The organism is Lactobacillus sp. YT155 (assembly GCF_030504545.1).
In the GTDB taxonomy this organism is placed as follows: domain Bacteria; phylum Bacillota; class Bacilli; order Lactobacillales; family Lactobacillaceae; genus BQUT01.
In genome coordinates this window covers 132,851-156,457 of the sequence record NZ_JAUKWP010000005.1, presented here as the reverse complement: position 1 = coordinate 156,457, position 23,607 = coordinate 132,851, and the positions used below count along the sequence as shown (strand labels likewise).

Sequence of the window (23,607 nt, the reverse complement as noted above, 5' to 3'; positions counted from 1 at the left end):
CAAAACCCCCTATTCTGATTTCGGATCAAAAGCATCTCTTAATCCGTCACCTAGTAAATTAGCTGCGATCATAATCACACTCAAGACAATAGCCGGAATCCACATTTGATATGGGAAGAATCTAAAGGCTTTTTGTCCATCTGATAAGAGTGTTCCTAATGATGCGTTTGGTGCAGGCATTCCAATTCCGATGAAACTTAAGAAAGCTTCGAAGAAAATAGCAGTTGGAATGGTGAACATTGTTTGAATGATAATAACTGACGATAGGTTAGGAATTAAATGTTTCATAGCTATCTTAAATGATGACTCACCTAAGGTTTGCGCGGCCATGACAAATTCTAATTCCTTTAGCTGCAGTGTTTGCGCCCTGACCAGCCGGGCCATCGTGACCCATCCCGTAAACGAGATGGCCAGAACAATGGATAGTAGTCCTGGTTTTAGAACCAGTAACATTAAAACAACAACAACTAGAGTAGGTACTGAAGAAATAACTTCAATAATACGCTGCATGACGGTATCGAGGACGCCGCCTTTCCATCCGGAGACTATTCCGTATGGAACACCAATCAGCAGATCGACCAGAGTCGCTAATAAAGCAATTAATAGAGAAAGTCTAGTTCCATGAAGCACACGTGATAAGAGATCACGTCCTAGGTAATCAGTTCCTAAGATGAAAGTTTTATCGCTAGGTAAACCTGCGTATGCATCATATTTAGCACCGCTTTGAGAAGTTAATTCACCTGAAAAACCAGGGATGTTCCCTGAACCGATTTTTGGAGGTAAGTTAGCATATTTAATGTTTTGTGCATTTGGATCTTGAGGTGAAATTATTGGGGCAGTAACTGCTAGCGCAATAATTAAAACTAATAATCCCAAAGCAAACATTGCCACTTTATTTTTCTTGAGACGTCTGACAGCATCTTGGAAGAAGGTCAAAGATGGAGTGCTAATTTTTTCTTGTTCTAGATGAGTATCTTTTTTAGCTAATTTGAATTTATCTTTACTAATCTCCACTTTACTTTCCTCCTTCGTTTAATCTGATTCTTGGGTCGATAATTCCATAGAGAATGTCGACGATTAAAATAACTACTGTTAATAAGAATGAGTAGAAAATTGTTAGACCCATGATAGTTGGGTAGTCGTTAGTCATAATTGACTTAACGAATTGTTCACCAATTCCAGGAACGGTGAAGATGTTTTCTACAACAAGTGATCCAGTCATTAAGTTAACTGTCATTGGTCCGATGATGGTAACAGCTGGAATTAATGAGTTTCTAAGTGCGTGTTTGGCAACTGTTTGCCACTTAGAATTACCTTTTGATTTAGAAAGGGTAATGTAATCGCTACTCAAGACGTCAACCATCTCAGTTCTCATGAAACGAGCAACGTTAGCTAGTGGTGCTACGGCTAAAGCTAGTGATGGCAAGATTGAAGAATTCCAACCATCCCACAAAGCAACTGGGAAAAGATTTAACTTAAAGGCTAGGAAGTACTGTAAGAGTACCGCCAACACGAAACTGGGAATGGAAATTCCTAGAATTGAGAAGAAAGTAGCTACACTATCAACCCATGTGTTCTTTTTAATAGCGGCAATGGCACCAAGGATAATTCCGAAGAATGAACCAAAGAGCATTGCTTGAGATCCAAGTTGTAATGAAGGACCCATACGTTCGAGAATAATGCTAGTAACTGCTTGATTATTGAATTGGAAGGATGTTCCAAGATTTCCTTGAACCATATTCCATAAGTAACTTAGATACTGAATGAATACCGGCTTATCAAGACCGTATTGTTTGTTTAAAATATCCAATTGTTCTGGGCTGAGTTTTGCTTGATTACTAAAGGGTGTACCTGGCATCAGTTTCATTAAGAAGAAGGTGATTGATGCGACAAGAAACAACGTCAGAACTAAAAAGGATATTCTTTTTGCTAGATATTTGACCATAAAAGTCACTCCTTTTTTGTCTTCTAATGCAAATCGGGTGTTTGATTAATCAAACACCCGACTTAATTCAATTATTCAAAACACAATTAAATTAGTTAAATTACTTATGAGTACCAACTAAATCAAATAGGGCGGTTGGTGTAAATTTAAGATCCTTAATTGATTTGTTAGTTAATGTAGTAATTTGGTTTTGGTATAGAGGGATAACCCCTTGTTCTTCACTAATAATTTTTTGTGCTTCTTGTAAGTCGTTCCAACGTGCTTTTTCATCGGTAGCGTCAGTTGTTTTGCTCTTCTTGATATAGTTATCAAATTCAGCATTGCTCCAACGTCCGTTGTTGTATGAATTGTCAGTTCCAATTAATTCTAAGAAGTTAATTGGATCTGGGAAGTCAGCGTTCCAAGCAGTAATAACTAAGTCAAACTTACCATCAACAGATCTTGAAAGACGTGTCTTAAATGGAACGTTTGAAGGATTAATTTTCACACCAGGAAGATTCTTTTCTAGAGTTCCTTGTAGATATTCAACAGACTTCTTAGCACCTTCTGTATCGTCACTAAGTAATTCAAGTTGTAGAGGTGTCTTTACACCTTCTTCAGCAAGGGCTTCTTTCCATAATTTCTTAGCTTTTGTTGGGTTGTATTCTGTTGCATCATCAGAAGCTTTCTTAGAAATTTCACCTTGAGTGAAGTCTTCTCCATCTGGACCTTTAGCCATCTTAGATGGAACAAATGAATTGTTTTCTGCACTACCAGGTCCAAGAACTTTAGCAAATTCTTTTTGGTTAATTGCTAGAGAAATTGCTTGTGCAAACTTAGGATTCTTGAAGAAAGCATTCTTAGTTCTGTTTAATTCAAGATAGAAAGTTGAGTTTTGTGGCCATTTAACAAATGATGAATCTTTTTGCATTTCTTTTGATGTATCACCTGTAATTTCACCATTATCAATTTTCTTACTTTGGAACAAGTTCAAAACAGTGTTTGAGTCTTTAACAACTTGGTACTTAACTGTTTTAAGTTTAACTTCTTTGGCATTCCAGTAACTTGAGTTCTTAACTTCTTTCCACTTGTCATCAGTACCTTTCCAGTCAACTAACTTGAATGGTCCATTGAAAACAAGAGTTTTTGAGTTAGTTCCGTATTTGCTACCAGCTTTTTTAACCACTTTTTCATTTTGTGGGAAGAAAGTTGAGCTAGATACTAACTTATCGAAGTAAGGAATTGGTGTGTCTAAAGTAACTTCAAGAGTATACTTGTCAACTGCCTTGATACCTAATGAATCAACAGGTTTTTTACCTTCACTGATTTCTTTGGCATTCTTGATTCCTTCAAAAATGTAAGCATATTGTGATCCAGTCTTTGGATCAACAGTTCTACGCCATGCGAAAACGAAATCGTTAGCAGTAACAGGGTCGCCGTTACTCCATTTTGTTTTCTTCAATGGAATAGTATATTTCAAACCATCATCAGTTGGTTTAACAATTTTCTTAGCAACACCTGGGACAAGTTTTTTACCTTCAAAACGGTAAAGACCATCCATGGTATTGGTAAGATGTTGCGCACCAATAATATCGGTATTTAATGAAGAGTCCATTGTTGCAATCACGTCTTTTGATTGGAACGAAATGGTATCTTTGTTCTCTTTTGAGCCATTACCACAGGCTGCAAGTACAAGAACAAACACAATAAGTGCTGTAATACTTGATAGTACTTTCGTCAGTTTTTTCATATCATTTACCTCCAAGTGATATGTTTAATATGATAAAGCAAATAAGATTAAATGTAAATTAAAAAATTAAAGAAATTCTAATCTTTAATCAAAATGTAACAAAAGACATTGTCAAATCAAGGTTTTTATAAAATAATAATTCTAATCTAATGAATGAAAATGGCTCTGAAAGCGAAAAAAGAATGCTTCTATTAAGGAAGCATTCTTTTTATTTAAGCTATTCTTGATTTGGATATTTAAAGCGATAAGTAAACATTTTTGGATTGTAATATGAAGAGAATCTTCCTAGTCTATGTCGTCCCTTTTCTTTTGAAACGGTATCAACATTTTCGATAGTTTGAAGAACAAAGTCATCTTCTAGCTTTAAAAGCCGTTGTTGTTCTTCGGTAGCTTTTACGGCTTTTATTTCTACGTAATTAGCAATTACACCAACTTTTAGACGATCAAGATATTCATAAAGTGAACTATTAAGAATATCGGTATCGATATTGGGAACATCTTCAGCGGAAAGGTAGTCTTCAGTAATAGCAATTGGAGTCTCATCCCCAGAACGAAGACGAATGAAGTGATGTACTTCCTTTATATCATCAAGATCCAATTTTTGTTGGTGGTGCGCATCATGCTCAAGATTCATTAGTTCATAAGATAGTAAACGTGAAGCTGGGACCATACCCATACTATGAATATATTCTGAGATACCCATTCTCTCAGTTAACATACGAGTCATGCTTTTTGAGCGTACGAAGGAACCTCTTCCAGCAACCCTTGTTATATAACCCTGTTGCTCCATATGATTAAGGGCTTTGTTGATGGTCATGCGACTGAATCCACTTTTTTTGGTAATTTCGGTTTCGGGTGGCAACTGATCGCCGATTTCCAAATCCCCACTTTTTATGAGGCTTATAAAGTGATCTTCAATTTGTTTATATTTAGAATTCATTATTTTTCACCACAATTATATATACTGTATTTTATTTTTATTTAGTAAAATCTTTGATAAAACGGTTAATAAGTACATCCTAAAATATACCATATTGGAGGAATATTACAACCTTATTGACAAATGTATATACTGTGATATTATTACGGTAATATGAATGCGTTTTCATAGGAAAGACTAATAGGAAGGAGCGTAGTAATGAATCATTTTATTGTCGCGACACATAGCAAGCTTGCCGAAGGCCTGGCACTAGCTGTGGAATTTTTTGATAACTCTAGTAATTTACACTATTTAAATGCCTATGTAGATGGGGCAACTGATTTTGAAGAAAAATTTGTGAACTTATTAGAAGAAATAGACCAAGAAAATATTATTGTCTTTACTGATCTTCCTGGAGGAAGTGTTAATAGGATTGTTTGTCAGTATATGGAACAAAAGAAGCTAAAAGTAATTTCAGGGGTTAACTTACCATTAATGTTGGAGTTAGTTTTGAAAACTAAGGAAATTGCTGATAACGATATTGAGAATGCAATATTGACTGGGCAACAACAACTTATATATATGAACTCCGCATTTGAGAATGACAATGAAGAGGAGGAATTAAATGATTGAGTTAATTAGAGCAGATGATAGATTAGTCCATGGTTTAGTCGCTGTTTCGTGGACCAACGAAATTCAACCTAGTATTTTGCTTGTTGCAAATGATGCCGCTGCTGGAGATCCAATGACACAAACAACAATGAAAATGGCAAAACCAGCAGGGGTTACTATGGCTATTAAATCTATTTCAGATGCCATAAAAATTCTAAATAATCCCAAATATTCTCAAAGAAAAATATTTGTGGTAACTGAAAACTTAAAAGATGTTTATGCAATAACGCAAGAAGTACCAGATATTAATAGAGTTAATGTTGGAACCGCTGGAATTCACTATCAAGGTGATGGAGTGGTGAATATAGTCGCAGGTGTAAAAATGACTCGAGAAGAGTTTGATTTTGCTAAGAAACTTAATGAGATGGGAGCAGAGGTTTTTGCTGAGACAGCCCCTTCACAAGAAAAAGTTAATTTTTCAGGAATAAAAAAAGCGTTTGAAAATAATTAGAGAGGAAGGTGAGTAAGATGCTTCAAGGATTTTTAGTAGCACTTATTGGATCGTTAATTTATATGGAAAGCCGCCTTGGTGGTCAGCATATGCTAGATCGTCCTATTATCATAGCTCCATTAGTTGGGTTAGTAATGGGTGACTTTCAAACTGGCCTTATATTAGGTGGAGAGTTAGAGCTTGTTTGGATGGGATTGGTTGGAATTGGAACAACGACTCCACCAGATGTTGTTGTCGGATCAGCTTTAGCTACGGCTTTAGCAATTAAAACCGGTGCTGATTGGCAAACAACACTTACACTAGCAGTTCCAATTGCGCTAATTGCACAGATGATTGCTATTGCTGCGGGAAGTTTTAACGCATTTTTTGCACATTATGCTGATGCACAAATTGAAAAAAATAATTGGAAAGGAATACCAATTGCACACTGGTCAGGAGCAGCCATCATGTTTTTGTCCAAATTTGTCCCAATAATTGTTGGATACGCAGTTGGTGCACCAACAGTTAAGGCAATTGTTAAAGTAATTCCAAAAGTTATTCAAGATGGTTTAGCACAATCTGGCAATCTGTTGCCGGCACTTGGTATTGCTATGTTAATGTTATTAACTTATGACAAAAAATATGCGCCATTCCTATTTCTTGGATTTGCACTAGTTACTTTCTTAAAAGTTCCAATGATTGGAGCTGCCATGATTGGTGGAATTATTGCTTATATTTATTTCCAATTTAAACCAGAACAAAGTGAGGAGGTCTTATAATGGATAAACCAGTTGAAAAAAAACTAACCAAAAAGGATCTTCGGCGAGTGATGTGGCGCCACTATCAATTACTAGGATCATTTAATTATGAACGACAGATGTCGATAGGGTATGCATGGTCGATGACTCCGGTTTTGCAAAGATTATATGGAGACAATGAATCTGATTTAAAAGAAGGATATAAGAGACATCTTGAATTCTTTAACTGTTCTACGTCAACATCACCTTTAATTTTAGGAATCAGTTGCGCAATGGAAGAACAGAACGCTAACACTGATAATTTTGATGATGCTTCTATCAACGCAGTTAAAACAGCTTTGATGGGACCGCTCGCTGGAATTGGTGATTCATTATTCTGGGGTACATTAAGAGTTATTGGAGTCGGGGTAGGAGCACCTTTGGCAATTAAAGGTAGTATTCTTGGACCTATTCTTTATTTCTTGATAAATGTTATTCCGAGTGAATTATTACGTTGGTACGGATTTAAGTTAACTTATGAAGGCGGAAGTAAATTTTTAACGAAAATTCAGGAAGATGGTACTTTACAAAAACTAACTGAAGCTGCCAAAATTTTAGGTTTAGTAGTTATTGGAGCGATGATTGCTTCTTTAGTAATTATAGATGTTCCAACGGTACTTAAGTTAGGAGGAACTAAGGTAAGTATTCAAAAAACTTTAGACTCTCTTATGCCTAATTTATTGCCGCTGTTACTTACATTTGGGTGCTATGGATTGTTGAAGAAGCATGTCAATGGAACAGTCATTCTGTTAGGTCTTATTGTCTTAGGAATTATTGCTGTTGCATTAGGATTGTTATAAACCATATAAATAATCGGAGGATGTATGAAAATCACTGTATTTATCTTGATATTTGTCGGAATAGTAATCAGTTTTTTGTCTGAAAATTTGGCAAAAAAAAAATGATGCAGAAACTGTTAAAGCTCCAACAATTTGGAGAAGAAGCTGAATATCTTAAAACAGTGGAGTCCCCAATGGCAAAATTCTTCTTTGACAGAACTACTCGAATAATTATGAGACTTAATTTCTTTTTAGCATTTGGCAAAACTGAAAAAATCGATGAGGAATCACAAGAGCTAATTAAATATGGAAAAAGGAATCGTAATTTCATAATTACTATGATGAAGATTTTTAATTTTTATTTAGAAAATAATCAATTTGACGAAGCGTTAAAAATTGAAAAAGTGCTTATACCAGCTTGTAAAAATGAGAAGTACGATTCTGTTAATAAAGAAATAAAATTACTGCACAGACTGTATATTAATAAAGATCCAAATCTTAAGAGTGAATTGAAGATAGAACTTGAAAATGTAATTAATCCAGAAGAAAAAATGATAATTCTATATCGATTAACTAAGATTTGTGAATTGATGGGTGAAAAACATCAAGCGAATACATATTTAAATCAACTTAAAATTATTTCAAAAAATCAAATCAAGCAAATAAATAAAGCGGAGGAATTTTAAATGGGAAAAATGAACATGTTAGATCATATATTAGACACGGGTCGTGTTCTTTCTAGAGCATATGATGAAAGAATGGAGTATGGAAAAGATTTTATCGAGTTTCTAAGTAAAGGAGACTTTAAAAAAATATACTTCACTGGATCTGGAACATCTTATAATGCAATGCGCGTAGTTCGAAATATGTTTGCCGAAATATTAAAAGTCGAGGCTATTGCGATTGAACCTACAATTTTCACAAATTTAGAAGATGTAAACCCTACAGGAATTTATCAATCTAGTCAGATTTTGGTTATCGGCTTATCACAACATGGAGATAGTCTTTCAACATGCGAAGCAATTAAAAAAGCTGCCGAAGAGGGATGTGCTACTGTTGGTGTTTCGGAACAATTAGGCTCACCTATTGAAAAATTGGCTGATCAATACTTACATTTAGTTTGTGAGAAGGAACAAATTGGTCCTGAGACTCGTGGATATACCGAAACTTTAATGCAATTCTATATTCTTGCAATTGAAGTGGCAAAAAAGAAGGGAATAATTAATCAAGTAGAGTATGAAAAATTAGACTCCGACGCAAAAAAATTGATTGAGAATTTTGATAAGATTATTGCGGAGAGTAATGATTGGTATGAAAAGAACGCTGATGAGCTCATTCAGATGACTAAATCATCAATAGCTGGTTATAGTTATAATTTTCCAACTGCACAAGAAGGGCGTTTGAAGTTTTTCGAAACGTTTGGAAGACCAAGTACTGCATACGAGCAAGAGGAACAATTACATGGACCAATTCGTGCATATAATGATAAAAACTTCATTTTTCTAATTGGTGGAAACGACGGTCCTGAATTTGAAAGAATGAAGGATATAGCTGCTTATTATCGTCGAGCTTACACCGAGCATGTATTTGTCGTAACTAACCAAGACATCGATGTAACAAGTAGAGATCTTAAATTTAGTGTAAAAACATCTGGAATTCTCTCTGTAATTCCATGCGTTGTTCCTTTCCAAATATTATCTGCTAAATTATCTGAAGCAGTTGGAATTGATACTTCAATCAGCCCTGTAAAAGATCGTTCAATTTCAGGTCATATGGAATAGTAAAAAAGAACTGCTGAAAAGCAGTTCTTTTTTATTTAAGCTAATTTTTTACTTTGTTTTAAAGCTCGGTAACCAAGAACGAAACCAACGATTGCAATCGAGATGATAATTACAAGTTCAACAATTAATTCAATCGTGTTAACAAGTGGTGAGTTCAATTTGTTGTTGTGAGAAACACTTAAGATAGGAAAGACTGTTCCTAAAATTAATGCGGCTCCAACTAAATATGAGATACCTAGGTTACGTCTGTTGGTTGCTTTACTATGATTGCGTTCATAGTGGGCAATATATGGAAGCAATATTCCGATTGCCAACATGATTAATGGTTCGATGATGTTTAACATGATAACGTGCCAATATGCTGGTGAACCAAATGGTTCATCAATTTGGAAAACTGACAAACAAGCAAATGAGAAGGTGAATAGCAAACACCACCAACCGACAACCAATGAGAATTTTCTATTCTTAATGAAGACGAATTCTGATGGGAATTCTTTTTGTCTCATTCTAACAGTGATAAATGAAGTAAATAGGAAACAAGTTGCAAATGGTGAAACAATTCCATTCAAGTTCAATAGTTGATTAAAAATAGAATTCATATTTGGTAAGGTGGCACTTAGAACTAAAATCAAAGTACAAATTCCGGTAGTCATCCAGTAACCATTAATAGGAAGGTTTCTTTTATCGGTTTTGGTTAAGCCTTCAGGAAGATACTTCTTAGCGGTATCTGATAGGAACATTCTAGTTCCGGCATCAATTAAGACTGCTAATTGAGCCATCATATAAATAGCTTGAGTTACTGAGAAGATGTACATGAAGAGCTGACCGACACCGAATTCATTACCCATATATTGGAAGGCATAATAAGAACCATTCATTTTCAAGTCATGAGGTAAGTCATGAGCGTTGAAGAAAATTCCTAATGAGAATGAACCGAGAACTGTCAAGAATCCGGTCATGATAGCGAGCATCCACATAGCTTTAGAAAAATCACGCCCACCATTTTTCATTTCGTTAACGTAAGGCGCAATGTACTCCGAACCATTCATAGCGAAGATGAAAAGTCCTAACGTGGTGAAATATTTGAAATCAAAATTAGGAATGATTGATTTAAGAGTGAATGGTTGTGAATGTGGAGCACCGCCTTTTCCAAGATAAGCAAAAGTCATGATGACATAGAGAACAGTCATGATGAACATTGCTCCACCACCAAGAATTCCTAGCCATTGTAGAGAATTACGCAAGCGATGTTGAATGAAAATAAATAATGTAAAAATAAGTGCTGTAAGTAAAGCAAATAAACTGTTACTCATTCGATCTTGCATGGAGGCATTACCGTTGACTAACCAGCCAAAGGAGACAACCATTGAATTGGCAACGTCGACAACATAAGGCAAACCGACAACCCAATACGTCCAAGCGGCAATATAACCCCAGGTGTCGCCCCAAGTTCCACGAACCCAAGAAGAAAGCCCGCCACCTTCTTTATTGAAGACAGATCCTAAATGACCAACCATCATTTCGTAAGGGATAACAAATAAAAATAGCATTAAAATCCAAGTAGTAATGGTACCTAAACCTTGGTTTTGGAAATTATAAATAATATCATCAAAGCCGATAACTGTAACGAAGTCCATTAAAGCTATTACTGGCCAGCTAATATATTTCTTTTGTGAACCAAGTTCGAAAACTTCTTCCTTTTTTGACATAAAAAAGCCCCTTTTATCTATATAACAATAATTAAAAATACAACGTTAAAATTATACAATAAAAACCGCAAAATTATTTAAATAATTTTGCGGTTTCTTCATCAATGGTTTCAACTGATAAATCAGGATTAATGGCTTCATTCGATTGGGAATTAATCAGTGAAGCAGCATAGGAATATTTGAGAGTGTTCTTCCAAGTGAATCCTTGCATAATTCCGTAAGTTAAGGCGGCAGTTAGTGAAGCGTTACTTCCGTTGTTGTTAATAGTAGAAGCTTCAATTCTTTTAATATAGTAGTCTTTTTCTTTACTGAAAGAATAAAGTCCGCTCTTGATGTCAAAAACAATAACTCGTTTAACGCCTTTCTTAATTAAGATTTTGGCAGCGTGTTTAACATCTTTGAATTCTCGAGGTTGATAACTGGCTAGCATTTGGAATAATTCAACTTCAGTAGTTACTAATGTATCGAGATTTTCGATTCCATCAAGGAGTCGACGATTCTTATTTTGCGAAACAGTCTTGGCGATGATGGGAACTTTACAATTCTTATAAATATACTCAATGGCTGGTTTTTTGATATTGGTATCAATAATACAAAGTCGAGCTTGGTTAATATGATCAATATGCTTTTCCAAGAATTGCGGTGTGATTTCTTGATAAATCTGCATATCATCAATTCCAATATTCTTTTTTCCACTAGCATCCAATATATATAGGAAAGAAGAAGTGTGACTTCCGGCAATTCGCTGGCAATATTTTAAGTTCATATTGGCTTCGCGGGCGTTGTTGACGAATTTATCCCCATTCAAATCGTCGCCGTAAACTGAAATGAAATCATTAGGGATGTTCATCTTGGTTAGAGCTAGAGCAATATTTCTACCCGCACCACCGAGGTTCTGAATGATTCTTCCGGGATTGGAGTTTTGAGAAATCAATTCATCATTGGGGATTCCCAGAATATCCATGTTAATTCCACCGATGACAGCAACGAATTGTTCTTCATCTAATAAATAACCACGGCCTTTGATAAGACCTTTTTTAGTCAGGTTATGAATATGAGTTGCTACACCTGGTCGAGTTATATGGAGCTTATCGGCTAATTCGTTTTGGGTAATTAAAGGATTTTCTTTAATTAATTTGAGAATTTCATCTTCACGAGTGGTCATACATTTCTCCTATATAAATGTTTAGGTTTTTTGATTAATTGTCATTATTATATAACTATTCACCTAGTTTAGTAAACGTATGTTTAGAATATAAATAATTGTTTGCAACGGTTAATGTAAGCGTTTTATAATTTGGACAAATAACAAAGGAGGAAATGTAATGCAAACAGATTATGTTGCTGTTGTAGGTGGATTAAATCTTGATTTAGCTGGATTATGTGGCAGTGTCTACCGTGAAAAAGATTCCAACATTGGTGATATCAAAATTAATGTTGGAGGTGTCGGTCAAAACATTGCTCAAAATCTTACTAGACTAGATGTTCCAACTTATCTTATTACAGTCTATGGTGATGATCATTTTGGAAAAATCTTGGCCGAAGAGTGTAAGAAAGAAAACATCAATCTTGAATATGCTGAAGAATTACCAGGACATGCAAGCTCAACTTACTTGTACGTTACCAATGAAAAGGGTGATATGGTTACCGCTATCAATGATATGAAGATAGTAAACAATATTACACCCGAATTCTTGGCTAAGAGAATAGATTTCATTAATAATGCTTCAATCTGTGTGATTGATGGAAACATCTCACGCGAATCAATCGAATGGTTAGCTAATAACTGTACCGTGCCAATCTTTGTTGATCCTGTTTCAATTGCTAAAGCTGATCGTTTCGAGAATGTGTTAGATAAGTTAGATACTTTCAAACCTAACGAATTAGAAGCCCAGTTACTTACTGGTGTGGAAATAGTTGATAAAGATAGCGCAATTTTAGCAGCTCAAAAATTAAATGAAAAAGGTGTTAAGAACGTCTTTATTTCAATGGGAGCGCAAGGAATTCTTTGTTCTCGAAACGGTGAAGTGGATATTGTGCCAACTATTGCTGAAAAGATTATCAGTGCTAATGGTGCCGGCGATTGTAGTATGGCTACTATTACTTGGGCAGCATTTTATTACAAAAATGCATTGCCACTTAAAGATGTTGGACAACTTACACAAGCAGCTGCAAGTCTTACTTTAGAATCTGAAAAAGCTGTTTCACCTGAGTTAAGTATCAAAAATGTTATTAATAGAGCTAAAAAATTTATGGAAGTGGTATAAGAATGATTAAAAAACAAATATATTCATTAGTTAATTACAACGAAAGTGTTCAAACAATGGACGCCGGAGCTGATCATATTGGATTAGTTCCAATGCAAAGTGGAGGAGTTCCAGCTCATCGAGTACCTTTAGATGTAGTTGATCGAATCTTTGATGAAGCCAAAAGACGTGGTGTTAAATGTGTCGCAATCATGTTGAATAAAGATGTAGACGAAATGATCTTTATTGCTAAACGTGTAAAACCAGATATCTTACACATTGCAGGTATGGAATATACAGCTGACAAAGCCTTTGCTGACAGACTACATAAAGAATGTCCTGGTGTTGAATTGATGCAAGCTGTTCTAGTTGATGATCGTTCAGCTGTTGATCGCGCTAAGAAATATGCCGAGTATGTTGACTATATCTTAACTGATTCAGGACTAGCTGCTGATACAGGAATTGGTGCAAGTGGACAAACTCATGACTGGGCAATCGATGCTGAAATTGTTTCTTCTGTTGATATTCCCGTTATTGTCGCTGGGGGATTAGGAGCTGAAAACGTGGCTGCCTGTGTTAGAGAAGTTAAACCTTTCGGAGTTGACTCATTAACTAAGACTAGTTTCAAATATGAAGATGGAGTTATGGAAAAAGACATTCCTAAGGTTATCGAATTCTGTAAGAATGCTGATGAAGCCTATAGTGAATTGAACTATTAATGATGGAAAAGAAAAGTACTATTACAGTAAAAAAAGTTACGCTCTCGCTAGTAGGGATCTTTGTAGTCTGTATTGGCTTAGCGTTTAACAACAACACCTTGCTAGGTAATGACCCGGTGGGAATTGTCTACGATGGTGTGAGAGCATTCTTTCACTTAAGTCGAATGCAGTTAGGTTTTGTTTCCAACTTCATAAATGTTGTTTTAATTGCTTTCTTGTACTTCTTTGGTCGCAAGTATTTAAATATTGGAACTTTCCTCTATTTAATTCCTTACGGAACTTTCATTTCAATTGGAAGTTACTTGTACCCAATAATTTTTACCAACGATCAGTTGGTAACTAGATTAATCGCAGGACTAGTTGGAACTTCATTTTATTATTTAGGAATAAGTATTTTTGTAGCTAGCGAAATTGGGGTTGATCCATTCAATGGCTTCATGTTAACAATTCGCGACTTCACTGGCTGGAGTATTCGCCGTTCAAAAATCACGATGGACGTAGTATTAACCGCTGCGGGGTTTGCCTTGGGGGGAGCCTTCGGATTAATTACCATTGTGACGGCGTTAACCACTGGACCAGCTATTCAATTCTTAAGTGGAAAATTTAAAAAGATTTTTTATTCAGAAAAATAACAGGGAGATATTAAGTTGGAATATAGATTAGAACAAAAAGTTAAGGTAGTAGTTTCAAGGGAATTATCAAAGTCAATTTTAGAAATCTTGGCTGATAGAAAATATGCCAAACCTTTGATTGTTATTGATAAGTTTCTCTTAGAAACACCAGAAATCAAGAAATTATTAGCAAGTTTAGAAGCACAAAAAATTGATTTCGTCATTCATGATGAAGTTGTTCCTGATCCTCCAACCAGTGTGGTTGATCACGGTGCGCAAATCTTTAACGACAATAATTGTGATTGTGTGATTGGTATCGGTGGAGGAAGTTCAATCGATTCAGCTAGAGGAATCAATATTGTTAGAACTTTCGGTGGCAAGATCAGTGATTATGCTAATGGAAAAGAAATTACTGAGAGATGTCCTGGTTTGATTGCCGTACCAACAACTTCAGGTACTGGTAGTGAATTATCAAACGCCTTGATTGTTAGTGATGAAACAACACATGAAAAACTAGCAATTTTATCAAATAATGCGGTTAGTGAATTTGCAATTTTAGATCCAGTTTTGGTAGCAACATTACCTCAATCAATGACAATTGCTACTGGATTAGATACTTTTGCTCATGCGGCTGAAGGATATACATCTAATCTTTCAACACCAGTACTTGATGCAATTTGTGAAAAGATTATGTACTTAGTAGTTAAGTATTTACCAAAGGCAGTTGCTAATGGTGAAGACTTAGAAGCACGTCAAGAAATGATGGTTGCTGCAGCTCTTGGTGGTTGGGTATTGAATAACTCAGGTACTCACGTAGGTCACTCACAGGCCCATGTACTTGGTCCTATCTACAAGATTCCTCATGGAATGGCTTGTGCATATGCAATGCCAGGAACTTTGGAATACACAGCACCAGTTAAACCTAAGAAAATCCGTGAAATCGGATATATCTTGGGAGCAAGTTTTCCAGAAGATGCTACAGACTTAGAAATTGGTCAAGTAACAGCTGAAAAATTCAAAGATTTTCGAGATAATGTATTAGGATTAAGACCTTTTGCTGATCTAGAAGTAGATCATGATGATTTAATGACCAATGTTTCAAAAGTTGTCAATGAAAGATTTGCTGGCAATGCACCAATGGAAATTGATGATAAATTAGCGGGTATTTTATTAGAGATGTTCGGTTAGGAGAAAAATTATGAGCGTAGTTAGAGGAATTGTTGGATTACTATTCATTTTTGCACTTGGATTTTTAGTAAGTTCTAACAGAAAGAAAATCAGATATAAGCAATTAAGCATTATGTTGGTTCTACAATTAATTATTTCGTTCTTATGTTTACATACGTCCGGTGGAGAACAAGTTTTAGGTGGGATTTCTAACTTCTTTAGTTGGTTAATGTCACAAGCTGAAGGCGGAGTGAACTTCGTCTTTGGTGGAATTGCTATCACCAAAGGTTCATCAGTCTTCTTCTTCAACGTGTTAATGCCAATCGTGTTCATTTCTGCATTAGTAGGAATTTTGAACTACATTAAAGTTCTACCATTTGTTATCAAATGGCTAGGAAAAGGAATTAACAAGATTACAGGAATGGGTGAATTAGAAAGTTACTTCTCTATTTCAACAGCAGTTCTAGGACAACCAGAAGTATTCTTAACTATTAAAGAAGAAATTCCTAAGTTGTCTGCTAAGCAACTATATACAATCTGTGCTTCATCAATGTCAGCTGTTAGTGCTGCAATGTTAGCTTCATACATGTCAATGGTTGATGGTAAGTTTGTTGTGGTAGCAGTATTCTTGAACATCTTCTCAGCTTTAATTATTTCATGTGTGGTTAATCCATATGATCCAGTTAAAGACGGTATTACAATGGATGATGTGAAGAAGGAAGAAAAGGATAAAGAAAAAGAACCATTCTTCCAAGTTCTTGGAGAATATATTTTAGACGGATTCCACTTAGCAATTACTGTTGCTGCTATGTTAATCGGATTTGTTGCCTTGGTAACATTCTTAAACAACGTTTTCGTTTACTTCTTCGATTTCAGTTTCACACACCTTCTTGGATATGTTTTCGCTCCAATCGCCTTCATGATTGGTGTTCCTCAAGAAGATATTGTTAAAGTCGGAAGTTTAATGGCAACCAAGTTAATTACTAACGAGTTCGTTGCTATGGGTGAGCTTGCCAACGTTGTTAAATCATTAACGCCAAAAGGTGTGGCTATGATTTCAACATACTTAATCAGTTTTGCTAACTTTGGAACTCTAGGAATTGTTTCTGGATCAATCAAAGCTATTGATGCAAAACAAGGTAAGTTAGTTGCTAAGTACTCACTTAAGTTACTATTAGGTGCAACAATGGCATCACTATTAACAGCAACAATGGTAGGTTTATTCTTTTAATTAATTAATTTGCATTAAGAAAGGGAGAATTATTATGGCTAAAAAAATTATTTTAGATTGTGATCCTGGACATGACGACGCAATTGCATTGATGTTAGCATACGCCAATCCAGAAATTGATTTAGTTGCAGTAACAACAGTGGCAGGAAATCAAACTTTAACAAAGGTAACTAATAATGCTCGTTCGATTGCTACATTAATTGGTATGAAAGATGTTCCGATTGCTGCGGGATGTGATCGTCCGTTAGTTAATGAAATTAATGTTGCCGATGAAATTCACGGTGACTCTGGAATTGATGGAACTGAATTACCAAAACCAGAAGTTCCTTTGCAAGACATTCATGCGGTTGACTTAATTATTGAGACAATCATGAATAGTCCCGAAAAGACAATTACTTTGGTACCTACAGGAGCTTTGACAAACATTGCCATGGCTGCTAGAAGAGAACCTAAGATTGTTGATCGTGTAAAAGAAGTTGTTTTAATGGGTGGCGGATACTTAGAATCTAACTATTCTGCAGCTGCTGAATTCAATATCTTTGTTGATCCTGAAGCTGCACGTGTTGTTTTCAACGCTGGTTGGAAGCTAACAATGGTTGGATTAGATGTTACTCACAAGGCTTTGGCAACACCTGACGTTTTGGAAGAGATGGAAAAAATCAATACTGTACCATCAATTAAGGTTAAAGAATTGATGACTTTCTTCCAAAAAATGTACAAAGAAAGCCAAGACTTCGATTACCCACCAGTACATGATCCAGTTACAGTAGCTTACTTGATTGATCCTTCTGTAATGGAAGTAGTTAAGGCACCAATTGACATTGAATTACACGGGGAATTAACACGTGGAATGACAGTTGTTGACTTTAATCACATCGTGGCTAGTGACTGTGTAACTTATGTCGGAGTTAGCCTAGATAAACAAAAATTCTGGGATTTAGTTTACGATGCATTAAGAAAAATAGGTTAAATAAAAAACACCTCTTAGGAGGTGTTTTTTTATTTAGATAAGTTTATCAACATCGTATGAAAAACCATTGTCTTCACTTAGTTTTTTATAGAACTCACCGCTTTTTTTAATTGTACGTTTTTGTGTCTTGAGATCTAGTGAAACTAATCCATATCTATTTTTATAAGAGTTAATCCATGACCAACAATCAATGAAAGTCCAGAGATGATATCCTTTAATATTGCAGCCATCTTGAATTGCCTTCCAGAGATATGCCAAGTGGTCTTGAATAAATTCAATTCGATAGTCATCAATTACTTGACCATTCTCGTCCATGAATCTTTCTTCGTCAGCAACACCCATCCCGTTTTCGGAGATAAAGGCTTCGATATTTCCGTAGTTGTCTTTGATATCCATGCAGAGATCATGAATACCTTTTTCATAAATTTCCCAACCACGATATTCATTCATTCTTCTACCTGGCATTGTGTAGTTTTCGAAGAACCATTCAGGTAAGAATGGACCATCAGGATTGATGGCTGTTAATCTAGCTTTTACACGTCTTGGCTCATAGTAGTTAAGTCCAAGAATTTGGCAAGTATTGTCTTTAATAATTGCTAAATCATCTTGATTAAAATCTACTGGCATTTGGTCATATTCTTTTAACAAGGCAACTAACTTAGCTGGAAAGACTCCTTTAACCATCGGATCAAGAAAACTACGAGTATAGAAAAGATCAGCAATTTCCGCTGCTTTAACGTCTGCGGGATTTTGACTTCTTGGGAATGTTGGACTTAGGTTTAAGATAGTACCAATTTTACTGTCATAGTTATATTTTTTGAAAGCTTGAATAGCTCTTGCGTGTGCCAAAACTGTGAAAAATGTTGCTTGGGCTCCACGTTTAAAGTCAATTAAATTTGGATAATGGAATCCTTCCAGATATGTTCCTAGAATTGGACCAAGAGGTTCATTAAAAGTAAACCAATTGTAGACTAAATCTCCAAATTCTTTGAAACAAGTATCTGCATAGTTAACGTAGGCATCTACTACTTCACGAGACTCCCAGCCACCAAGATCTTGCAAGGCAGCAGGCATATCAAAGTGATATAGATTAGCGAATACTTTGATGCCGTTATTATTCATTTCAGTGAATAAATCTCTATAAAACTCGATGGCCTTAGGATTCACTTGGCCGACACCATCATTAGGAAACATTCTAGCCCAAGAAATAGATACTCTAAAAGAGTTGTGGCCAGTTTGTTTCATTAATTGAACATCATCTTTATATCGGTGAATATGATCAGTGGCTACTTCGGAACTAATGCCTTTATAGAATCTGTAAGGTTCTTCTTTGTACCAACGTTCCCATATTGTTTCAGCTTTACCAGTTTCACCACGTCCTTCAGCTTGTTCAGCAGACCAAGCAGAACCCCACCAGAAGTCTTTTGGGAAAGTGATTTTTGTTTTACTCATAACTTATCTCCTAATTAAATAATTCTCTTTCTGGATAGAGTGTAACATCTTTCTTCTTAAAAAGTAAATATGTTTTATTTAAAATATATACTTTTGTAGGAAGCGGTATTTTTTTATATTAATTTATGATAAAGTATACATTAGTATATAACTTTAAGGAGACTTGCGGATAATGAAGAAGATGCCTAAGTATATGGAAGTCTACGCCACTATCAAATCCAGAATTACAGACGATCAATATAAAATTGGTTCTAAACTCCCTACAGGAGAAGAATTAGCTGAAGAATTTAACACAAGCAAATTGACAGTTAAAAAAGGAACTGACATGTTGGTTTCTGAAGGTGTATTAAGAAGTCGCAGTGGTTTTGGAACTGAAGTTCTGAGAAAGCCAATCAATAATTCTAAGGTCTTTGGCCCAAGTGACGGACTTTTAAAGGTAATTGGTGAAGAACATGTTGATTCAAAAATACATACCTTTTCAATTGAGCTACCTAGTAAGACTGTTGCAGAAAAATTAAATATAGATATGAAAGACTATGTCTATAAAATTGTTAGAAGTAGGTTTGTTGATCATCAACCATATTCTTTAGAACAGACATACATGCCCTTATCGATAATCCCAGGACTAGAGCCTAAACACCTGAAGAAATCGGTTTATGAATATATTACTGATGAATTAAAGTTGGAAATTCAATCATCACATATCTGGATAAAAGGTGTAGTAGCTGGTGAGTTTGATGCTAACATTTTAGGCGTTGATACTGGAGAGTTTTTAATAGAAGTAGATAAAGTTGTTTCATTAGCTTCTGGAGAACCGTTTGAATATTCTAAAACTCGACATATGTATAAGGATTTTGCTTTTGAAGCAGTCTTTGTTGAAAATTAAAGCAGAAATGCTTTATTTTTTTAGTCTTTTTATAAAAAGTATATATATTTGAATAAAGTTATTTACTTTTTAGATAAGATAATATATTATATGAATCGAGCCATGGTAGAAAACGATTTCAAAACGAGGAGGAAATCAATGGATTCATCAAAGAAGAATAAAAAAGATATCATTATGGAAAAGTTCGGAATGGTTGCTACTAAATTAGGAAACCAAATCCATTTAAGAACTTTACGTGATGCGTTTGCTACATTCATGCCATTTATGATGCTAGCAGGTTTTGTTACATTAATTAATTACGTTATTTTAGAACCAACAGGATTCATGGGAAAAATTATTAATCCCAAAACATTAACTACCATTCAAGAGATTGGTATTTCAATCGCTAATGGTACTTTAAACATTACTACCTTATTAGTGGTGGCAGCGGTCTCTTACCACATGTGTGTTAATAGAAATTATTCAAATCCAATTGCTGCAATTCTAGTTTCTATTTCAACTTTTGTGGTTTTGACACCAATGACTACTATGTTTACACCTGAAGGTGCAAAAAAAGCTATTGAAGTCACTGGCATTATCCCGGTAACACATACAGGAGCTTCAGGAATGTTCGTTGGAATATTTGTTGGTTTGTTAGCAACTGAATTATTTATTAAGTTGTCGAATAATAAGAAACTACAAATTGAAATTTCAGGTAATATTCCACCTGCAGTTTTCAAATCTTTCAATGTTTTGATTCCAGTTATGATCACTGTTACAGTATTTGCAATTCTTTCATTTGCAGTTAACCAATTATTCCACATGGATGTGAATGGTTTGATTACCACAATGATTACTGGTCCATTGAGTAAAGTAACTACAGGACTTCCTGGTTTCTTATTAATTACTTCAATAGCCAACTTATTCTTTGGCTTTGGTATTCATCAAGCTGTTATTTCAGGGTCATTATTAGATCCATTCTTGCTTCAAAATATGCAAGAAAATATGACAGCTTATGCAAACGGAACTGCGATTCCTCATATCATTAACATGTCATTCAAAGATACATTTGCTGTTATGGGTGGATCAGGAAATACAATTGCCTTGTTAATTGCAATTTTTATCTTCAGTAGACGTAAGGATTATAAGGATTTTGCTAAATTATCAGTAACACCAGCGATTTTCAATATTAGTGAACCAATTATTTTCGGATTGCCAATTGTCTTTAACATTAGTTTGATTATTCCATTTGTGCTAGCACCAATCTTCTCTCTAACAGTTGCTTATTTTGCAACTGCAGTCGGACTAATTAATCATGTTGTTGTTCAAATTCCATGGACAACACCGCCAGTAATTTCTGGATTTTTAGCAACCGGTGGTGATTGGCGTGCTGCAGTATTACAAGTTTTAATTATTGCCGCAACCGTATTTATTTACCTACCATTCTTGAAGATTGACGAAAAAGTTACTGCTAACTTTGGAAAAGAAGAAAAATAAGAAGGTTATTGTTTTATGATAGGAGCAATCGAAGCAGGAGGAACCAAGTTTGTTTGTTCAGTAGGAGAAGTAGATGGGGAAATTAAAGAAACAACCAAGTTTCCCACCACGACTCCAGAACAAACACTTGATCAAGTAATTGAGTTCTTTAAAGATAAAGATATCAAAGGATTAGTCATTGGTTCTTTTGGACCTGTTGGTATCAACAAAGATAAAGCTGATTATGGTTTTATCAAAGATACACCAAAACTTGCTTGGAAGAATTTTGATGTAATTTCATATCTAAAAAAAGCAATTAAATGTCCAATCGAAATCACTACTGATGTTAATGTCGCTGCTTTTGGTGAATACAAACTAGGCAGTGGCATTGGCTATAAGAATGTTTTCTATTCAACTATCGGTACTGGTATCGGTGGTGGATATGTCAAAGATGGAGAATTATTTATTGGTAACTCTCATCTTGAATCAGGACATATCTTATTAGCTAAAGAACCAGAAGATGCAGACTTCAAAGGTGTATGTCCTTATCACGATGGCTGCTTTGAAGGGTTAGCTGCTGGACCTTCGATTCTAAAACGTTTAGGAAAAGAAGGTTTTGAACTAGAAGAAGATGATCCAATTTGGGACCTTTTAGCTCGATATATTGCCAAGGCCTGCGTGAACTATACGTTGACCCTATCTCCAGATAAATTGATATTTGGTGGAAGTGTTTCGCAACAGAAACAACTATTTCCATTAATCAGACAATACTTTGAAACATATATGAATGACTATATTCAGGTAGACAATATTGATGAATATATAGTTCCGGCACAATTAGGAAATGATGCAGGAATCAAAGGTTGCTTGGTATATGGTGGAACTATTTTTTAGAAAAGAAGGAATATAAAATGGCAGAAAAAACTATTATGTTAGTTTGCTCAGCTGGTATGTCAACTAGTCTATTGGTTACGAAAATGCAAAAAGCAGCTGAAGAAAAAGGATTAGATTTTGATATTTTTGCAACTGCGGCTTCAGATGCAAATGGACCAATTGAAGAAAGACATCCAGATATTTTGATGCTGGGACCTCAAGTGAAGTACTTAGAACAAGACTTCCAAGAACGAGTAGATGTTCCAGTTGTCTCAATTAATATGCAAGATTACGGAATGATGAATGGCGAAAAAGTTTTAGAACAAGCTATCGAAACAATAGGATAGAAAAAAACACCTCTTAGGAGGTGTTTTTTATTTCTTACAGAACTGTAAGACCAAGTTGTAAATCTGTAAGGAAAATCAATTTGGTTGTCATCTCATATCCACTAAGATGGAATCATCAACAGGAGGATATGAAGATGACAGACGTAGTAAACGTAAAAGACGTAGAAAAGATTTATGGTTCTAAAAATGAAAAGAAGTATAAAGCTTTATCTAACGTTAGTTTCAAAGTTGAACCAGGAGAATTTGTAGGAATCATGGGAGCTTCAGGTTCTGGTAAAACCACTTTGTTGAATATTTTATCAACTCTAGACAAACCGACAAGTGGAGAAATATTAATTAACGGAAATGACGTTACTAAATTAAAAGGTAATCAAATGGCAGATTTTCGTGCTGAACAAATTGGATTTATTTTCCAAGACTTCAATCTTTTGGAAAATCTAACAGCTTATGAAAATATTGCCTTACCTTTATCACTTCAAAATAAAAATGCGGAAGTTATTAATAATTCGGTTGGTAAAATTGCCCAGAAACTCGGATTAGATGATATTCTCGATCACTATCCGACTGAGTTATCGGGTGGACAGAAGCAACGTGTGGCTGCCGCTCGTGCCATCGTTCATGATCCATCGATTTTGTTTGGTGACGAACCAACAGGAGCATTGGATTCAAAGAGTGCTCGTGCTTTGATGGAGACCATGACCAAGATTAATCGTGATGACAACACTTCGATTTTACTAGTGACTCACGATCCTTTCTCAGCAAGTTATTGTAAGAGAATTCTCTTTATTAAAGACGGTGAAATCGGTCAAGAATTGAAACGAAACAACTCAACTAGAAGAGAATTTTATCAAGAAATTTTAGATTCATTAGGTACATTTGCGGAATAGAA

Annotated in this window: 24 protein-coding genes; 17 read left to right on the top strand and 7 right to left on the bottom strand. The window is 35.2% G+C overall.

Going from position 1 to position 23,607, the window contains the following annotated elements:
* Positions 1-9 precede the first annotated feature (9 nt).
* The 4 genes from Q2T76_RS07120 to Q2T76_RS07105 form a co-directional block, all read right to left on the bottom strand.
* Positions 10-1,014, bottom strand: a complete 1,005-nt coding sequence (locus Q2T76_RS07120; RefSeq protein WP_302084844.1) for an ABC transporter permease — start codon at positions 1,012-1,014, stop codon at positions 10-12.
* A gap of 1 nt (position 1,015) precedes the next feature.
* On the bottom strand, positions 1,016-1,945 hold the full coding sequence (gene opp3b, locus Q2T76_RS07115) for an oligopeptide ABC transporter permease (RefSeq protein WP_302084843.1): 930 nt from the start codon (positions 1,943-1,945) through the stop codon (positions 1,016-1,018).
* A 100-nt stretch (positions 1,946-2,045) separates the two neighbouring features.
* Entirely contained in the window at positions 2,046-3,674 is a 1,629-nt protein-coding gene (locus Q2T76_RS07110) for a peptide ABC transporter substrate-binding protein (protein ID WP_302084842.1), read from the bottom strand.
* Between the two features lie 217 nt (positions 3,675-3,891).
* Positions 3,892-4,614, bottom strand: a complete 723-nt coding sequence (locus tag Q2T76_RS07105) for a GntR family transcriptional regulator (protein WP_302084841.1) — start codon at positions 4,612-4,614, stop codon at positions 3,892-3,894.
* 198 nt (positions 4,615-4,812) lie between these two features.
* Here Q2T76_RS07105 and Q2T76_RS07100 point away from each other — a divergent pair, with 198 nt between their 5' ends.
* The 6 genes from Q2T76_RS07100 to Q2T76_RS07075 all read left to right on the top strand — a co-directional run bounded on the left by Q2T76_RS07100 (position 4,813) and on the right by Q2T76_RS07075 (position 9,052).
* Complete coding sequence (locus tag Q2T76_RS07100; protein WP_302084840.1) at positions 4,813-5,226, top strand: PTS sugar transporter subunit IIA; 414 nt, start codon at positions 4,813-4,815, stop codon at positions 5,224-5,226.
* On the top strand, positions 5,219-5,716 hold the full coding sequence (locus Q2T76_RS07095) for a PTS sugar transporter subunit IIB (RefSeq protein ID WP_302084839.1): 498 nt from the start codon (positions 5,219-5,221) through the stop codon (positions 5,714-5,716). Before Q2T76_RS07100 ends, Q2T76_RS07095 begins: the two co-directional genes overlap by 8 nt.
* A gap of 17 nt (positions 5,717-5,733) precedes the next feature.
* On the top strand, positions 5,734-6,474 hold the full coding sequence (locus Q2T76_RS07090; protein ID WP_302084838.1) for a PTS sugar transporter subunit IIC: 741 nt from the start codon (positions 5,734-5,736) through the stop codon (positions 6,472-6,474).
* Complete coding sequence (locus tag Q2T76_RS07085) at positions 6,474-7,292, top strand: PTS system mannose/fructose/sorbose family transporter subunit IID (RefSeq protein ID WP_302084837.1); 819 nt, start codon at positions 6,474-6,476, stop codon at positions 7,290-7,292. The genes Q2T76_RS07090 and Q2T76_RS07085 overlap by 1 nt, the downstream gene beginning before the upstream one ends.
* A gap of 173 nt (positions 7,293-7,465) precedes the next feature.
* A complete protein-coding gene (locus tag Q2T76_RS07080) occupies positions 7,466-7,957 on the top strand; it encodes a hypothetical protein (protein WP_302084836.1) in 492 nt (163 codons plus the stop codon).
* Positions 7,958-9,052 carry an SIS domain-containing protein gene (locus tag Q2T76_RS07075; protein ID WP_302084835.1) on the top strand — a complete coding sequence of 365 codons (1,095 nt, stop codon included), beginning with the start codon at positions 7,958-7,960 and terminating at the stop codon, positions 9,050-9,052.
* Between the two features lie 35 nt (positions 9,053-9,087).
* On the opposite strand, the gene Q2T76_RS07070 is transcribed toward Q2T76_RS07075, so the two are convergent.
* Complete coding sequence (locus tag Q2T76_RS07070; RefSeq protein WP_302084834.1) at positions 9,088-10,761, bottom strand: APC family permease; 1,674 nt, start codon at positions 10,759-10,761, stop codon at positions 9,088-9,090.
* A gap of 73 nt (positions 10,762-10,834) precedes the next feature.
* Positions 10,835-11,926 (bottom strand): PfkB family carbohydrate kinase, encoded by a 1,092-nt coding sequence (locus Q2T76_RS07065; protein ID WP_302084833.1) that lies wholly within the window; start codon positions 11,924-11,926, stop codon positions 10,835-10,837.
* A 160-nt stretch (positions 11,927-12,086) separates the two neighbouring features.
* Between Q2T76_RS07065 and Q2T76_RS07060 the strand changes: the two genes are divergently transcribed.
* From Q2T76_RS07060 to Q2T76_RS07035, 6 genes are read left to right on the top strand one after another with little or no spacing between them, the layout of a single operon-like run.
* Positions 12,087-13,028, top strand: coding sequence for a PfkB family carbohydrate kinase (locus Q2T76_RS07060; RefSeq protein ID WP_302084832.1), 942 nt, complete (start codon positions 12,087-12,089; stop codon positions 13,026-13,028).
* A 2-nt stretch (positions 13,029-13,030) separates the two neighbouring features.
* Entirely contained in the window at positions 13,031-13,726 is a 696-nt protein-coding gene (locus tag Q2T76_RS07055) for a phosphoribosylanthranilate isomerase (RefSeq protein WP_302084831.1), read from the top strand.
* A complete protein-coding gene (locus Q2T76_RS07050; protein ID WP_302084830.1) occupies positions 13,726-14,358 on the top strand; it encodes a YitT family protein in 633 nt (210 codons plus the stop codon). The genes Q2T76_RS07055 and Q2T76_RS07050 overlap by 1 nt, the downstream gene beginning before the upstream one ends.
* A gap of 15 nt (positions 14,359-14,373) precedes the next feature.
* The gene (locus tag Q2T76_RS07045) at positions 14,374-15,525 is read left to right on the top strand and encodes an iron-containing alcohol dehydrogenase (protein WP_302084829.1); all 1,152 of its coding nucleotides are present in this window, start codon (positions 14,374-14,376) and stop codon (positions 15,523-15,525) included.
* 10 nt (positions 15,526-15,535) lie between these two features.
* On the top strand, positions 15,536-16,735 hold the full coding sequence (locus tag Q2T76_RS07040; RefSeq protein WP_302084828.1) for a NupC/NupG family nucleoside CNT transporter: 1,200 nt from the start codon (positions 15,536-15,538) through the stop codon (positions 16,733-16,735).
* 34 nt (positions 16,736-16,769) lie between these two features.
* A complete protein-coding gene (locus Q2T76_RS07035) occupies positions 16,770-17,705 on the top strand; it encodes a nucleoside hydrolase (protein ID WP_302084827.1) in 936 nt (311 codons plus the stop codon).
* A gap of 33 nt (positions 17,706-17,738) precedes the next feature.
* Here Q2T76_RS07035 and Q2T76_RS07030 read toward each other — a convergent pair whose 3' ends face one another.
* Complete coding sequence (locus tag Q2T76_RS07030; RefSeq protein ID WP_302084826.1) at positions 17,739-19,157, bottom strand: glycoside hydrolase family 1 protein; 1,419 nt, start codon at positions 19,155-19,157, stop codon at positions 17,739-17,741.
* A 172-nt stretch (positions 19,158-19,329) separates the two neighbouring features.
* On the opposite strand from Q2T76_RS07030, the gene Q2T76_RS07025 reads away from it, so the two are divergent.
* The 5 genes from Q2T76_RS07025 (at position 19,330) to Q2T76_RS07005 (ending at position 23,605) form a co-directional block, all read left to right on the top strand.
* Positions 19,330-20,043: a GntR family transcriptional regulator gene (locus tag Q2T76_RS07025; protein WP_302084825.1), complete on the top strand. Its 714-nt coding sequence runs from the start codon at positions 19,330-19,332 to the stop codon at positions 20,041-20,043.
* Between the two features lie 138 nt (positions 20,044-20,181).
* Positions 20,182-21,519 (top strand): PTS sugar transporter subunit IIC, encoded by a 1,338-nt coding sequence (locus tag Q2T76_RS07020; protein WP_302084824.1) that lies wholly within the window; start codon positions 20,182-20,184, stop codon positions 21,517-21,519.
* A gap of 15 nt (positions 21,520-21,534) precedes the next feature.
* Entirely contained in the window at positions 21,535-22,392 is an 858-nt protein-coding gene (locus tag Q2T76_RS07015) for an ROK family protein (protein WP_302084823.1), read from the top strand.
* Between the two features lie 17 nt (positions 22,393-22,409).
* Positions 22,410-22,718: a PTS sugar transporter subunit IIB gene (locus Q2T76_RS07010; protein ID WP_302084822.1), complete on the top strand. Its 309-nt coding sequence runs from the start codon at positions 22,410-22,412 to the stop codon at positions 22,716-22,718.
* 134 nt (positions 22,719-22,852) lie between these two features.
* The gene (locus Q2T76_RS07005) at positions 22,853-23,605 is read left to right on the top strand and encodes an ABC transporter ATP-binding protein (protein WP_367881615.1); all 753 of its coding nucleotides are present in this window, start codon (positions 22,853-22,855) and stop codon (positions 23,603-23,605) included.
* Positions 23,606-23,607: the final 2 nt, after the last annotated feature.